12 protein-coding genes are annotated in these 15,690 nt (G+C 44.9%); all 12 read right to left on the bottom strand.

The genetic code is table 11. The features are described from left to right. Positions 1-35: 35 nt before the first annotated feature. Positions 36-1,406, bottom strand: a complete 1,371-nt coding sequence (gene glmM, locus ACIRUQ_RS15175) for a phosphoglucosamine mutase (protein WP_022035986.1) — start codon at positions 1,404-1,406, stop codon at positions 36-38. A 53-nt stretch (positions 1,407-1,459) separates the two neighbouring features. Next, positions 1,460-3,283 carry an adenylyl-sulfate kinase gene (cysC, locus tag ACIRUQ_RS15170; RefSeq protein ID WP_022035987.1) on the bottom strand — a complete coding sequence of 608 codons (1,824 nt, stop codon included), beginning with the start codon at positions 3,281-3,283 and terminating at the stop codon, positions 1,460-1,462. A gap of 1 nt (position 3,284) precedes the next feature. Further along, positions 3,285-4,178, bottom strand: coding sequence for a sulfate adenylyltransferase subunit CysD (gene cysD / locus ACIRUQ_RS15165; protein WP_021740658.1), 894 nt, complete (start codon positions 4,176-4,178; stop codon positions 3,285-3,287). 20 nt (positions 4,179-4,198) lie between these two features. After that, entirely contained in the window at positions 4,199-4,462 is a 264-nt protein-coding gene (locus ACIRUQ_RS15160; protein WP_021740657.1) for an HPr family phosphocarrier protein, read from the bottom strand. Between the two features lie 48 nt (positions 4,463-4,510). Further along, entirely contained in the window at positions 4,511-5,806 is a 1,296-nt protein-coding gene (locus ACIRUQ_RS15155; RefSeq protein WP_022035988.1) for a YbbR-like domain-containing protein, read from the bottom strand. Then, positions 5,772-6,680, bottom strand: coding sequence for a diadenylate cyclase CdaA (gene cdaA / locus ACIRUQ_RS15150; RefSeq protein WP_022035989.1), 909 nt, complete (start codon positions 6,678-6,680; stop codon positions 5,772-5,774). Before cdaA ends, ACIRUQ_RS15155 begins: the two co-directional genes overlap by 35 nt. 41 nt (positions 6,681-6,721) lie before the next feature. Next, positions 6,722-7,765, bottom strand: coding sequence for a hypothetical protein (locus ACIRUQ_RS15145; protein ID WP_022035990.1), 1,044 nt, complete (start codon positions 7,763-7,765; stop codon positions 6,722-6,724). A gap of 18 nt (positions 7,766-7,783) precedes the next feature. Then, positions 7,784-8,164, bottom strand: a complete 381-nt coding sequence (locus tag ACIRUQ_RS15140) for a hypothetical protein (protein WP_404856507.1) — start codon at positions 8,162-8,164, stop codon at positions 7,784-7,786. A gap of 163 nt (positions 8,165-8,327) precedes the next feature. Further along, a complete protein-coding gene (locus tag ACIRUQ_RS15135; RefSeq protein WP_055290333.1) occupies positions 8,328-9,023 on the bottom strand; it encodes a ComF family protein in 696 nt (231 codons plus the stop codon). A gap of 3 nt (positions 9,024-9,026) precedes the next feature. After that, positions 9,027-11,231: an ATP-dependent RecD-like DNA helicase gene (locus ACIRUQ_RS15130; RefSeq protein WP_022035993.1), complete on the bottom strand. Its 2,205-nt coding sequence runs from the start codon at positions 11,229-11,231 to the stop codon at positions 9,027-9,029. A gap of 53 nt (positions 11,232-11,284) precedes the next feature. Then, complete coding sequence (locus ACIRUQ_RS15125) at positions 11,285-12,280, bottom strand: rod shape-determining protein (protein WP_021740650.1); 996 nt, start codon at positions 12,278-12,280, stop codon at positions 11,285-11,287. 556 nt (positions 12,281-12,836) lie between these two features. After that, complete coding sequence (gene uvrA, locus ACIRUQ_RS15120; protein WP_055290335.1) at positions 12,837-15,659, bottom strand: excinuclease ABC subunit UvrA; 2,823 nt, start codon at positions 15,657-15,659, stop codon at positions 12,837-12,839. Between the last annotated feature and the right edge of the window lie 31 nt (positions 15,660-15,690).

Genomic DNA, 15,690 nt, shown 5'->3' with positions numbered 1-15,690 from the left:
TTTTCTTCTGTGCATTTCACATCCGGTATTCTTTTTTAAGCTATATGCCCCTTGGATTTGATCACATCGATCACCTGATCCACATATTTTTCACAGAGGCTTTCTGTCTCAGCTTCTACCATGACACGGATCACCGGCTCTGTGCCACTCTCACGAACCAGAATTCTTCCGGTATCACCAAGCATTTCTGCCACTTTTGCCACAGCCTCCTGTACATCCAGATCATTCTGCGCTTCCGGTTTGCTCTTTACTCTTACATTTTTGAGCACCTGCGGATAAATGGTAACAGGCTCTGCCAGCTTGCTCAGCGGCAGCTTCTTTGCCAGTATTACTTCCATCATCTTCATAGAAGTCAGGATACCATCACCGGTTGTTGCATATTTGCTGAAAATAATATGTCCAGACTGCTCACCACCGATACGATGACCGTTCTGAACCATATTTTCATAGACATATTTGTCTCCAACAGCTGTCTTCTCGTAGTTAATACCTGCTTCATCAAAAGCTTTGTACAGACCAAAATTGGACATGATCGTGGTAACGACGGTATTGTTTAATAATTTTCCTCTCTCTTTCATATATTTTCCATAAATATACAAAATCAGATCTCCATCAACAACATTTCCTTTTTCATCCACTGCAATACAACGGTCTGCATCGCCATCATATGCGAATCCAACATCCAGATTATTGTCTTTTACAAATTTCTGAAGCACTTCAATATGAGTAGAACCTGCATGGTTATTGATATTCGTTCCGTCCGGCTCTGCATTGATGACATAGGTCTTTGCTCCCAGTGCATCAAACACGCTCTTTGCGATCATCCAGGAACTTCCGTTTGCACAGTCCAGTCCCACACGCATATTTTTATAAGAATAAGTTGCCAGTGAGATCAGATATCCCACATAGCGGTTTCTTCCTGCTGCATAATCAACGGTGCATCCGATTTCTTCGCGGACTGCAAACGGTACATCTGTCATCTCTTCCCCGAACAGATTCAATTTGCCATCAATGTAATCCTCAATATAGGAGATCGTCTTCTCATCCATCTTCTCGCCGTTTCCATTGATCAGCTTGATGCCATTATCATAGAACGGATTGTGGCTGGCAGAAATCATAATACCGCAGTCAAAATCCTCGGTTCTTGTCACATAAGAAACAGATGGTGTAGTCGTTACATGAAGCAGATATGCATCTGCCCCGGATGCTGTCAGACCAGCTACCAAAGAATATTCAAACATGTAGCTGGAACGTCTGGTATCTTTTCCGATTACCACTTTACATTTTTTTCCTGTCATCTGATGATAGTACCATCCGATAAAACGACCCACTTTGTATGCATGTTCCACTGTTAAATTTTTGTTGGCCTCACCACGGAAACCATCAGTTCCAAAATATCTTCCCATTTTAATTCCTTTCCATTTTGGGTTCACTTCATGATTATATCATTTTATATAAGTTACAGCTGATTTTTCAGCTGTTCCAAAATCTGATCCACGCAAGCTTCCACACTGAATTTGCTGGTGTCGATCACGACATCGGCATGCTGTGGTACTTCATACGGACTGGTCACACCGGTAAAATGATCCAGTTCCCCTTTCCGGGCCTTTTTATATAATCCCTTGACATCTCTGCGCTCACATTCTTCCATCGGAGTGCTTACGTATACTTCCATAAATGCATCTCCGATGATTTCACGGGCATTCTGGCGATCCTGTGCAAAAGGTGAGATAAAAGAAGTCAGCACGATCAGACCAGCATCATTCATCAGCTTGGACACTTCTGCAATCCGACGGATATTCTCAATCCGGTCAGCCTCACGAAAACCAAGATTTCTGTTCAATCCCATCCGGACATTGTCACCATCCAGCAGCATCGTATGTTTGCCCATAGCAGCCAGACGTTTCTCCAATTCATTTGCCAGCGTAGATTTTCCAGAACCTGACAGACCGGTAAACCAGATTGTTTTTGCAGTCTGCCCCAGCTGTTCCTCCCTGAAACTCCGTGTAATATCCATATTGTGCCAGGTCAGCTGATTCTCTCTGTTCAATGTATGTTCCACGATTCCACAGGCCGACGTCATATGGGACACACGGTCAATCAGAATCAGAGAACCCAGTGCATTATTTTTTTCAAATTCATCAAATACCAGCTTGGATGCCGTGGAAATCTCACACAACGCAATCTCATTTTTGTAAATCGCATCCGCATATACTTCTTCTCCGGTGTTGACATCAATCTTATACCGGATCTTCATAATAGTCGCCGGAACACTCTGTGTGGCAAGCTTTAACAGGAAATTTCTGCCTGGCAGCAATTTCACATCATCCATCCACAACAGAGTCGCGGCAAACATGGAATTTACGTTCAATGAAGTATCTCTGATCAGTACACAGCCTCTGGAGACGTCAATCTCCGTATCCAGCTGAATAGTGACTGCATGTCCTGTGGCACTGGTCTGCACTTCTTTATCGCCTTCATAAATCAACGTCACTTTCGCAGATTCACCGCTTGGCAGTACCTTAATGGCATCTCCCACAGAAACGCTCCCGCTCTCAATCTGTCCCTGAAATCCGCGGAACGTATGATTCGGCCTGCAGACACGCTGTACCGGCATGGTAAACCCTGTTTCTGCCGGATTCTCTTTTACATTAATGGTTTCCAGATAATCCAACAATGTCTTTCCCGTATACCATGGCATATGCACAGAACGTTTTGTAATGTTATCTCCTTCGGTTGCAGATACCGGGATCATCTGCGCAGTGCTGTACTCAAACTCTGCCAGCAGCACTTTTATATCCTTCTGGATCTTCTGAAATTTTTCCTGTTCAAAATCGATCAGATCCATTTTGTTTACGGCAAATACAAAATGCTTAATTCCCATCAGGGAACAGATTCTGGTATGGCGTCTGGTCTGTGTCAACACACCCTGGCTTGCATCTACAAGAATAACCGCCAGATCGGCAAAGGAAGCTCCTACTGCCATATTTCGCGTATATTCTTCATGTCCCGGTGTGTCAGCCACAATAAAAGAACGGCGCTCTGTCGTAAAATAACGGTAAGCAACATCAATGGTAATTCCCTGCTCCCGCTCCGCCATCAGCCCGTCCAGCAAAAGACTGTAATCTATTTCACCACCTCTGGATCCCACTTTGGAATCCAGCTCAAGCGCGCGTTCCTGATCCGCAAAAAGCAGTTTTGCATCATAGAGCATATGTCCGATCAGTGTAGATTTTCCATCATCCACACTTCCACATGTGATAAATTTTAATAACGCATTCATCCTAGAAATAGCCCTCCCTTTTCCGTTTCTCCATACTGGCCGCTCCACCATCCTTGTCAATAACACGGCTGGTACGCTCAGAAGATACCGCACTTAATGTTTCCTGAATAATGGCATCCAGGGTATCGGCATCCGACTCCACCCCGCCGGAAAGCGGATAACAGCCGAGTGTACGGAAACGTACTTTCTTCATCATGGGCTTTTCCCCCGGAAGCAGACGCATACGTTCATCATCTACCATGATCAAATTACCATCACGTTCAACCACCGGCCGCTCTGCCGCAAAATACAGCGGGACAATATCGATATTTTCCCGCTTAATATACTGCCAGATATCTTTCTCTGTCCAGTTGGAGATAGGAAATACCCGGATGCTCTCACCCTTGTTGATCTCTGTATTATACAGTTTCCACATCTCCGGTCGCTGATTTTTCGGATCCCAGGCATGCTCCGCATTACGGAAAGAAAAAATACGTTCTTTCGCACGGCTCTTTTCCTCATCTCTTCTGCCGCCACCAAAAGCTGCAGTAAATCCATATTTATTTAATGCCTGTTTCAGAGCCTGCGTCTTCATGATATCCGTGTAGGCTGCGCCATGATCAAATGGATTGATCCCCTGGCGTACACCTTCCTCATTGATATACTCCAGCATTTCAATACCATATTGTTCAGCTACTTTATCACGAAATGCAATCATTTCCTTAAATTTCCATGTAGTATTTACATGTAAAAACGGAAATGGCGGTTTTTCCGGATAAAATGCTTTCAGGGCAAGATGCAGCATCACAGATGAATCTTTTCCAATAGAATAAAGCATCACCGGCTTTTCACACTGTGCTGCCACCTCCCGCATGATGTATATTGCTTCTGCTTCCAGTTCATCCAAATGGTCCATACGATTTTCCTCTTTTCCTGTTATTCCCCCAAACCGTTCTGTATCACTAATACAATTCCTGCCAGCGCTTCTTCTTCATCTTCTCCCTCACAGACAAATTCAATCTCATCATTGTACTTAATGCCTGCCGCCAGCACACTCAAAAGGCTCTTTACATTTGTAATCATTGTTCCTCTCTGAAAAGAAATCTTTGATTTGTATTTGATCGCCTCGTCGCATAATTTTCCCGCAGGACGCAGATGCAGTCCCGCAGGATTTTTAATTTTTACTTTCTGACAAACCATCTTGTATCCCCTCCAAATACATCTTAGGTGTTTCTTCTTATCCTTATTTTACTGTGAAGAGCTGTTTGCTCCTTCTGAATTACTGTCACTTCCACTGTTTCCGGAAGATGATTTTTCCGTCACGGTAACAGCCGTATATATGGTCTCACTGACACTGTAATTTCCATCCAGCTTTACTTCCGCTGCCAGAACTCCGGTGTTAAATCCGGAAGCATCAATAGTTCCTGTGATAGATTCCGGATTGATATCTGCAAAATCCTCAGCAAATCCCAGAATGTTCACCGTCACGGTATCTGCATTAAATTGCATGGACAGATTTGACGGTAGATTCTTCACTGTGATATTCTTCACCGGAACAGCAAAAGCCTTTGCCGTTTTTCCTTCTATAACCAGTGTCACATTGATCTGTTTTTGCTGATCTGATGCCAGTTCCACTCCATCCGGCAGGAATTTCGTCAGATCTACACCGGCAGTCACATCTGATGTCGCCCCCGCAATACTCATCTGTGACCCGGAGATTTCCAATTCACTGATACCGGCAAGTGCTTCACTGCTGCCCACCAGCTTAACGCTGGAAACGCTGCATTCTGCTTTTTCATACCGATATCCGTCTGCCGGGGTTCCATTTGTAGTAAATTTCAATGGCACCGATTTTCCCATTGTAATTTTCACATCTACCGCCACCGACGTACGGTTCAATGTCAGACGATCCTGAGGAATCTCATTTCCGGCTTCATCCAGCAGAACAACCTTGCTGTTTGTTGCCATATCTTCCCCGACACCACTGACATCCACGATTGTTTCCACAGTTGCAATCTGACTCAGAACGGATTCCGGACCGGTGATGGTCACTTTTTTAGGATCCGCGGTCGCAGTCTCCACATAACAATATGCCGCCGGGGTACCCTTAGTCACAACTTTCACCGCATATTTCTCAGTTTTAAGATTCTCCACACTGATTTTTAACGTTGCATCCCGCTTATTGATCTCAATCTGCCCCGAATAACGGGAAGCAGCCACACTGACCGGAACGGTGGTCAGTTCATCATTCACATTCTCCATATTTGCCACTGCGGTAAAATCAGAATCTGATAATTCTTCAATGATTGAGCGTTTACCGGTAACTGTAAAGGAAATCTTGTCTGAATTGTTCAGAATATCATATGTCTTTCCCATATCAGTAAGGTAGTCACTGTTCTCTATTGTTACCGGGATTGTAAATCCCTTTGTTTTTTCCGGATCTTCAATATTTACAACTACCAACCAGATGACAATTGCAAATACAACTGCCAGCACTTTGAGACCGAAATTATTTGTAATCCGCTTTGTCAGTTTGCGCAACATGTTTCAGCCTCCTTTTCAGTTTTGTCAGATACGGTTCGGTGTCCTTCGAAAGTTTTGCTGCAAATCTCAGCTTACTTTTCAGGAAATTCGTATCAATATTACGATACAGAGTACCTTCCACGGCCAAGGAAACAGCTCCTGTCTCTTCTGATACAACAATAGTCATAGAATCACTGACCTCGCTGATACCAACAGCGGCACGATGACGGGTTCCCAGTTCTTTACTAAGTTCCATATTATCCGATAAGGGCAGATAGCAGGTCGCAGACACGATCCTGTCTCCCCGCACAATGATTGCACCGTCATGCAACGGTGTGTTATGTTCAAAAATATTGATCAGAAGCTGGCTGGAAACCAGAGAATCCAGAGGTATTCCGGTGCGGATATACTCGTTCAGCATCACATCACGTTCAATAACAATCAACGCACCTGTTTTCACCTTGCCCATCTCATAACAGGCTTTCGCAATCTCGTTGATCGTCTTCTCGGAAAAACGCACCGGATTTGACTTCTGAAAATCAAAATTAAAAAACGCGGTAAGAAAATTCTTCCTGCCCAGCCGTTCCAGTGCATTTCGCAACTCCGGCTGAAAAATAATGACCAGTGCGATCGCTGCAACATTTACAACTTTTCCCGACAGCCACAGGATCGTGTTCATCTGGAACAACGCTGCCAGCAAAAGGAATATCAGGATCACGATAATTCCTTTAAACAGCATCCATGCCCGTGTATTTTTCACCCATACCATAACATGATACAGTACAAAAGCAATAATAATGATCTCTATAATATCTGTCGGTCCTATCTTCGGTTTATCAATCCAGGAAAGATATTTATCCATAAATGCATATAATGCTGATCCAATCTCCCGCATTTTTTCACTTCCTCTCCTTGCTCATTATCCCTGCGTTTATTCTATTTATCATGCAGTTCTTTCAGAACTTGTTCCTCCAGTTCATCTCCGATTTCTTTCTCGGTATTCACATGAACAGAGTTTACTTTTTTTCCACGGGTACTCTTCCGCTTCTTTGTCCGTTTAGCATTGATATGCTTGACCTGCTTATCCTCCACTGATACAAAAGCCTTCGGAACGGCTCTGACATAGTAATAATATTCATCATCTTCAAACTGTGTATGCTCCACCCGGCTATAATCCACACTGAGGATCATAAAATCAAGCACCAGTGCAATAACCAGCGATACCATACAGCCCAGGATTACCCGCACGATCCGACCTGTCTCACCAAGATAAATCTCACCGCTGCAAATCACGCCAAGCTGCACGGCAATACCGAGGACGATTGCAATCGTTCTTGCATGATCCACACTAAGTCTTCTGACACAGGAAACGATAACTGCCGCTGCTGCAAATGCTGCCAGATAGAAATACATCTCTTTATCGGTAAAAATCTGCAGCACGGCAAGTGTCACCACACTTTTCTTTGTAATAGTCTCTTTGGCTGAAAAAAGTGCTGCATTCTGATTCACACTTTTTAACAGAAAGTATACAAACTCTCCACATACAACTGCTACTACCGTATATATCCGGTCAAGAATTCCTGCTGCCACCGGCATTACATAGGGAATACCTGCAATTCCAAGTACTGAAGTCAGTACCGTATAAATGCCTTTTTTGCTGGTAAAACGATAATAAATGCAAAAAAGAGCCACAAAGATCAATGCCACAATACCGCATAACTCCAGTGACAGTGCATAACAGTTCAGCAATATGAGCAGTGCACCGAAAAACAGCATCATGCCGGAAGGCAAAAATGAACACAATAATGCACAGAGCAGTGCAATCGGATACTCTTTTAAAATGTCCATATAACCAATCTGATGATTGATCAGCGAAAATGCCAGAAAAGCAACCAGAAACCGAAAGACTGCCATTGCATAGATCTCATATTTTCCGATAAAACGATAGATGTGTTCTTTTATTTTCAAAAGTTGAACCATTGTTTCCTCCTGACAATCCTACTCTTCCCCTGCTTTTTCCTCAGCAAGATAGGATTTATTCAATCGGTGCAGAAAATGCAGATACAGATTGCGTCGCTCCCGACACACCTTATGCCGGTGAATTGCCACGGCAACACAGATTACCAGATATACTGCCATAAATATTCCATAAAAAATCAATAACTGCTTTAACAGTGTCCCATAATGAATATCTGAAAGCCACTGGTTAAATATGTCCCATCTGGAACAGCCCCAAAGCAGCAACACAGTACAAAAACAGATTGTTCCAAAGAAAAATCCTTTGACCATCTCAAAAATCACATAATCACTCCGCCGATATGTGCTGATTTTCAATTCTCGTTCGCCAACCCCACTCTCCAGAATGGACGATCTGGTCATTTCCCGGACTCTATCCTGATTGATCATATTCTTCACCCATTTTTACTCATTCAAGAATGCCCTCGGCATTCTTGCTACTCACCACCTATAAAGGTGGGAGTCATCTCACATCTGATATACTTTATGACGAGTATAACATAAATCGCCATGCAAGAAAAGTTTTTTATCCCCCGATTGCAACCGCTGCCACATACACCTTACACTCCCCCGCTGCTTGCAGACATCGGGCTGCTTCATCCACGGTGCTTCCGGTAGTATAAATATCATCCACCAGTAAAATACAGGCATTCGGCGGCAATGCACATTTTACAGAAAAAGCCCCTTGCAAATTCTGCTTTCTCTCGATGTCATTCAGTTTTTTCTGCGGTTTTGTCCGCCGCACCCGGTACAAAGTGTGCGTATCCACCGGAATATGCAATACATCCGATATCCCTTTTGCAAGCCATTCCGCCTGATTATATCCGCGTTTCCGTTTTCTCGACGGATGCAGCGGAACCGGAATGATCAGCCCGATACCGCACTGACAGATCCACGGTCCCAGTCTGTGTGCCATGGTCTGTCCATACACCCTCGCGTATTCTCTCCGATTGCCATATTTCATACGATACAGCGATAATTTTACCGGACCACGGTAGGACAGCAGTGCTCTTCCACGGACAAAAGCATGCTGCCGTCTGCTGCAGTCCCTGCAGTATTCTGTTTCTGCTGCTTCCAGAGGCTTACCGCATTTCATACAGTAATGCTCTTTCACAAAAAAAAGTTTCTTTGTGCACACCGGACAGATACCATCGGAACTGATTTCACCACACACCGGACAACGGGGTGGATATAAATAGTCTAAGCATTTCCAGAATTTCAAACTTTATAATTCCTCCAGGCGGTCTCTCAGACCACTATAACGTTTCTGTTCATTTACATTTGCTTCCATATTGTAAAAGGCTTTCTCGTCTCCCACCAGCGTTACACATTTACGGGCTCTGGTCACTGCGGTATAAAGCAGATTGCGGTTCATAAGCATCCGAGGCCCCGTCAGTAACGGGATAATGACTGCCGGATATTCACTTCCCTGGGATTTATGTATCGTAATGGCATAAGCCAGATCCAGCTGATCAAGTTCTTTAAAAGGATATTCCACCATCCGGCGTTCTTCATATTCTACGGTCAGTGTCTCAGAAAAACTGTTGATTTCCCGAACGATTCCCATATCACCGTTGAACACACCCAGACCTTTTTCAATTGGAATATTATAACGACTCCGGATTTCCCACTCTGCCTGATAATTATTTTTAATCTGCATAACCTTGTCGCCCACACGGAAAATTGTCTGCCCATGTTCCCGCTCTGCCTTTTTTCCATCCGGCGGATTCAGATACTGCTGCAAAATCGTATTCAGACGTTCTACTCCCAGCAGCCCCTTCCGCATCGGAGTCAGCACCTGGATATCAAATGGCGATGCGTTTACATACTTTGGCAGTTTCTGCCGGATCAGCTGAATACAGATACTGATGATCACGTTGGCATCATACCGTTTCAGGAAAAAGAAATCCCTGCTTTTATTATCCAGAGAAACCGGTTCCCCCCGATTGATCTTGTGGGCATTGACAATAATATCACTCTCCGATGCCTGTCGGAAAATCCGGTTCAGCCGCACCACATTGCATGCATGGGAATCGATGATATCTTTCAGCACACAGCCCGGACCGACACTCGGAAGTTGGTTCACATCCCCCACAAGGATCAGACGGGTTCCTGCCACAACAGCTTTTAGCAGATTATGCATCAGCGTGATATCTACCATAGACATCTCATCGATGATAATGACGTCTGTCTCCAATGGGTTCTGTTCATTCCGCTCGAAACCTGCATGTTCATCCATGCCGCCAGACAGCTCCAGCAGCCGGTGAATTGTTTTTGCCTCGTAACCGGTGGTCTCACTCATCCGCTTCGCTGCACGGCCGGTAGGCGCTGCCAATGCAATATCCATGCCTTCTGATTCAAAATACTGAATGATCGTATTAATCGTCGTAGTCTTTCCGGTACCAGGTCCTCCGGTGATAACTAACAGTCCGCTCCGTACCGCTTCCTTTACAGCGGTGCGCTGCATCTCATCTAATTCCAGTTCCGATAATTGCTCGATTTTACGGATTCTCTGCTCCACCGCAGTTTCCGAAAAATCGTATTTTACATTCAGTTCCCGCAGCATCACTGCCACATTAAGTTCCATATAATAAAATGTGGACGCATAAATCTGTACTTCTGCTTCCGACTGCTTCAGGATCAGTTTCCGATCAATGGCCATATCCATATAATGCTTTTCCACCCCGGAAGCATCCACTCCAAGGAGTTCACATGCCCTGCGGGTGAGCAATTCTTCCGGCAGATACGTGTGTCCTTCCAGCGAAGCCTGCTGAAGCACATACATGATCCCACTGCGAATACGGAAATCCGAGTCCAGATGGATCCCTACCCGATGGGCAATCTCATCCGCAATTTTAAAACCAACGCCAGTCACATCCTCCGCCATCCGGTAAGGATTTTCCTGAATGATCCGATACATATCCAACTGATATGTCTGGTATATTTTTACCGCCAGTGACAATGATATCCCGTAATTCTGTAAAAAGATCATTGCCTGACGTAATTCTCGCTTTTCTTCTGTCTGCTGTGCGATCTCCTGCGCTTTTCGTTCACTGATGCCCTTGATCTCTGCCAGACGCTCCGGCTCTTCCTCAATAATACGGAACGTATCCTCTTTGAACTTCCGCACAATCCGTGCTGCCAGCGCTGCTCCGACACCTTTGATCGCTCCCGATCCCAGATATCGTTCAATCGAAGCAATATCCTCCGGTGCTTTGATACTGTATTGCTGCACTTTGAACTGCGGACCATAGGAAGGATGTACCGTATATTCCCCGGTCAACTCCAGACTTTCTCCTTCGCTGATCATCTGAAACACACCCACGCAGGTAACCTCATCCTCTTCATTGGATGCCAAATTTAAAACTGTATATCCATTCTCTTCATTCCGATATACGATATGTTCTACAAATCCGGTGATTGTTTCCATAATTCTCCCTGTTTAAGCAAAAGAGACAGCCTGATGACTGTCTCTCTCATTACTTACTGCTCATCTCTTTTTCCGGAAAGGAATTCTACATATTTTCCGGTTCCAATGGCAACACAGGTCATCGGATCCTCTGCTGTCATGGTATTGATTCCGGTATGTGACTCGATCAGTTCTTCCAGTCCACGAAGCAGTGCTCCGCCTCCGGTAAGAACGATTCCACGGTCTGCCACATCGGCTGCCAGCTCTGGCGGTGTCTTCTCCAGGACACTGTGTACGGCATCTACAATCTGCATGGTCGCCTCTCGCAGCGCTTCTTCTGTCTCCTCGGAAGAAACGGTCACGGTCTTCGGCAGTCCGGTTACCAGGTTTCGTCCTCTGACATCCAGTGTCATCGGCTCCGGCAACGGATAACATGTACCAATCTTAATCTTGATATCCTCTGCGGTACGCTCACCGATCAGAAGATTATGTTTCTTTCTCATGTAACGTACCAGTGCTTCATCAAAATCGTCTCCAGCAATTTTGATGGATGTACTTACTACGGTACCTCCCAGTGAAATAACAGCGATATCTGCCGTACCACCACCGATATCTACGATCATATTTCCACATGGTCTGGAAATATCAATACCAGCTCCGATTGCTGCTGCAATCGGCTCCTCGATGATTTTTACATCTCTGGCTCCAGCCTGGAATGTCGCATCTTCTACAGCTTTTTTTTCAACCTCTGTAACACCACTCGGCACACAGACACTGATCAGCGGTTTACGGAAGCTTTTTTTGCCAACGGCCTTCTGAATGAAATATTTCATCATTTTTTCAGTTACCGTATAATCAGAAATAACACCCTGACGCAGCGGTCGTACTGCCACGATATTTCCCGGTGTTCTTCCAAGCATCAGTCTTGCTTCCTCACCAATTGCTTTTATTTTATTTGTATCACGGTCAAATGCTACAACAGACGGCTCTTTTAATACAACGCCTTTGCCTTTGACATAAACAAGAATACTTGCTGTTCCTAAATCAATTCCAATATCAGTTGAAATCATCTCATTTTCTCCTTTCCTATCTTATGCTTCTATTTTTACTGCTCATGCTTCTAATACATTTATCAATCTTACTTAAAATTCATTTTCGCCGAACTCTTTTCAGAAGATGAATCGGCATACGCGTTTTTATTATATACAAATAATTGCATTTTTCAAAGTGTTTTTTTTCTTTTCAGAGAAATCGACGATGATTTAACCATTTCTTAATATTTTTTTAGGAAAAGTAATTCTTTTTTTCCAAAATGTTCGCATTTTTATCACAGAATGGACACATTCTCTTTTTATACTAACACTCGTAATCGATTATAAAAGGCTTACGCTTTTTATAATAAATTTTTCATAACTCAAGCTTCCCGGATCCCCCAAGTCCGGGAAGTACTCCCCGAATATTCAGGCACCGCGGATGCGGTGCCTTTTGTTATTAATACTTCTTCAGAGCCATTCGAAAAACATCTTTTCCATGCTCTATTCTTCTCATGCCTGGCTTCCCGCCAAACAGATTGGTATCCAAAAGTGTTCATTCCTGCAAGCATGATTCACACTTTTCCCGGAAGAATTACAGATATTTCTTCACATATTTTCCGGTATAGGAAATCGGATTCTCCGCCACCTGTTCGGGTGTACCTTCTGCGATCACCGTTCCGCCGCCATCGCCACCTTCCGGCCCCATATCAATGATATAATCCGCAGTCTTGATAACATCCAGATTGTGTTCGATAACAACCACCGTATTTCCACCATCTGCCAGTCGGTGCAGAATTTCGATCAGTTTATGCACATCCGCAAAATGCAGTCCCGTCGTAGGCTCATCCAGAATATAGATAGTTTTTCCGGTGCTCCGTTTACTCAGCTCGGTTGCCAGTTTGATACGCTGTGCTTCTCCGCCGGACAGTGTTGTGGAAGGCTGACCGAGCCGTACATAAGACAGTCCCACATCGTACAGTGTCTGAATCTTCCGTTGAACAGACGGCACATTTTCAAAAAAGGTCAATGCCTCCTCAACAGTCATGTCCAGCACATCATATATGCTTTTTCCTTTATATTTGATCTCCAGTGTTTCACGGTTATACCGTTTTCCCTGACATACTTCACAAGGTACATACACATCCGGCAGAAAATGCATTTCAATCTTCAGGATGCCATCACCGGAACATGCCTCGCAGCGTCCCCCTTTGACATTGAAGCTGAAACGCCCTTTTTTGTAGCCCCGTGCTTTCGCATCCGGCGTTGCTGCAAACAGATCACGGATCTGATCAAACACACCGGTATAAGTCGCAGGATTGGAACGCGGTGTTCTTCCGATTGGCGACTGATCAATACAGATGACTTTATCCAACTGCTCCAGGCCATCAATACCTCTGTGTTTACCCGGAATACAACGTGCACGGTTCAGTGTCCGCGCCAGATGCTTGTACAAAATCTCATTGACCAGAGAACTTTTTCCGGAGCCTGACACTCCTGTCACACAGGTCATGACTCCCAATGGGATCTTCACATCCACATTTTTCAGATTGTTCTCCTTAGCACCGCGGACGGTAATAAACCCGGTCGGCTCTTTTCGCTGCTCCGGTACCGGAATGATCCGTCTGCCACTCAGATATGCACCTGTCAGTGATTTTTCACATGCCATGATATCCTCGACGGTGCCGGCCGCCACGACTTCTCCACCATGTTCTCCGGCTCCCGGTCCGATATCCACGATATAATCCGCTGCACGCATAGTATCTTCATCATGTTCCACAACGATCAGTGTATTGCCCAGATCTTTCAGATTCTTTAATGCCGCAAGAAGCTTATCATTATCACGCTGGTGCAGACCGATGCTTGGCTCATCCAGAATATAGGCAACGCCCACCAGACCGGAACCGATCTGTGTCGCCAGGCGGATACGCTGGGCTTCTCCTCCGGACAATGTTCCCGTTGACCGGGACAACGTCAGATATTCCAGACCCACTTCTTTTAGAAAGCCCACACGGGCACGGATCTCTTTTAAAATCTGATCACCGATCAGATGTTGTTGTGGTGTCAGTTCCAGATCTTCCAGAAAGACACACAGATCCTTTACTGACATGGATGTGATCTCATGAATATTTTTATCCGCAATGGTAACCGCAAGAGATTCTTTTTTCAGTCGCTGCCCATGGCAGGCTTTACACGGCGTGATCCGCATAAATGTCTCATATTCCTGCTTCGTCATATCCGACCCTGTCTCACGATAACGACGCTCCACATTGCGGATCAGCCCCTCAAATGCTACGTCGTAAACACCGACACCACGCTGACCACAATAATGTACCACCACTTTTCTGCCATCTGTTCCATGAAGGATCACATCCCTCACTGCTTCCGGCAGTTCCTCATATGGTGTATTCAAATCGAAATCATACTCCTCTGCCAAAGCCTTCAAAATCGCATAAGTGTAGCTGGATGGATCACGGGAAGACTGCCAGCCCATAACCTGGATTGCTCCCTCTGCCAGAGACAGACGCTTATCCGGGATCATCAGATCCTCATCAAATTCCATTTTGTAACCAAGGCCGAAACACTCCGGACAGGCACCAAAAGGATTATTAAACGAAAAGCTTCTTGGCTCAATCTCATCAATGCTGATACCGCAGTCCGGACAGGAAAAACTCTGGGAAAACTGTATCTGTTCCCCGCCAATGACATCCACCGTCATCAGACCGTCTGCCAGTTCCAGAACATTTTCAATGGAATCCACCAGACGTTTTTCAATGCCTTCCTTTACCACCAGACGATCAACCACCACTTCAATGTTGTGTTTTTTATTTTTATCCAGGCTGATCTCCTCGGTCAGTTCATACACACTTCCATCAATCTGTACACGGACATAACCGCTGCGCTTGATGCTGTCCAGCAGCTTTTGATGGGTCCCCTTTCTGCCCCGCACCACCGGTGCCAGCAGCTGGATCTTCGTCCGTTCCGGAAGCTGCATGATCTGATCTGCCATCTGATCTACTGTCTGTTTTTTGATCTCTTTCCCACATTTCGGGCAATGCGAGATACCGATCCGGGCATACAGCAGACGGAAATAATCATAAATTTCTGTCACGGTTCCCACGGTAGAACGTGGGTTGCGGTTTGTGGATTTCTGGTCAATAGAAATCGCCGGAGACAGTCCCTCAATCTTCTCCACATTCGGTTTTTCCATCTGTCCAAGAAACTGCCGGGCATAGGATGATAAAGATTCCATATAACGGCGCTGTCCTTCCGCATAAATGGTATCAAAGGCCAATGAGGACTTTCCGGAACCGGACAGGCCGGTCAGCACGATAAATTTATCCCTTGGAAGGGTCACATCGATATTTTTCAGATTGTGCTCATTGGCTCCTTTAATTTTAATATATTGTTGTGCCATATCTGTTACTCTCTCTTCTTTCACTGTGTTA

Source organism: Eubacterium ramulus, from assembly GCF_045002895.1.
Classification (GTDB): domain Bacteria; phylum Bacillota; class Clostridia; order Lachnospirales; family Lachnospiraceae; genus Eubacterium_I; species Eubacterium_I ramulus.
Note: the sequence above shows the minus strand (reverse complement) of the source record. Positions and strands in the feature narration are given on the sequence as shown.

What these genes read in the sequence shown, in the direction of transcription:
- glmM (WP_022035986.1), bottom strand. Translation starts at nt 1,406, where the DNA reads ATGGGAAGATATTTTGGAACTGATGGTTTCCGTGGTGAGGCCAACAAA.
- cysC (WP_022035987.1), bottom strand. Translation starts at nt 3,283, where the DNA reads ATGAATGCGTTATTAAAATTTATCACATGTGGAAGTGTGGATGATGGA.
- cysD (WP_021740658.1), bottom strand. Translation starts at nt 4,178, where the DNA reads ATGGACCATTTGGATGAACTGGAAGCAGAAGCAATATACATCATGCGG.
- ACIRUQ_RS15160 (WP_021740657.1), bottom strand. Translation starts at nt 4,462, where the DNA reads ATGGTTTGTCAGAAAGTAAAAATTAAAAATCCTGCGGGACTGCATCTG.
- ACIRUQ_RS15155 (WP_022035988.1), bottom strand. Translation starts at nt 5,806, where the DNA reads ATGTTGCGCAAACTGACAAAGCGGATTACAAATAATTTCGGTCTCAAA.
- cdaA (WP_022035989.1), bottom strand. Translation starts at nt 6,680, where the DNA reads ATGCGGGAGATTGGATCAGCATTATATGCATTTATGGATAAATATCTT.
- ACIRUQ_RS15145 (WP_022035990.1), bottom strand. Translation starts at nt 7,765, where the DNA reads ATGGTTCAACTTTTGAAAATAAAAGAACACATCTATCGTTTTATCGGA.
- ACIRUQ_RS15140 (WP_404856507.1), bottom strand. Translation starts at nt 8,164, where the DNA reads ATGACCAGATCGTCCATTCTGGAGAGTGGGGTTGGCGAACGAGAATTG.
- ACIRUQ_RS15130 (WP_022035993.1), bottom strand. Translation starts at nt 11,231, where the DNA reads ATGGAAACAATCACCGGATTTGTAGAACATATCGTATATCGGAATGAA.
- ACIRUQ_RS15125 (WP_021740650.1), bottom strand. Translation starts at nt 12,280, where the DNA reads ATGATTTCAACTGATATTGGAATTGATTTAGGAACAGCAAGTATTCTT.
- uvrA (WP_055290335.1), bottom strand. Translation starts at nt 15,659, where the DNA reads ATGGCACAACAATATATTAAAATTAAAGGAGCCAATGAGCACAATCTG.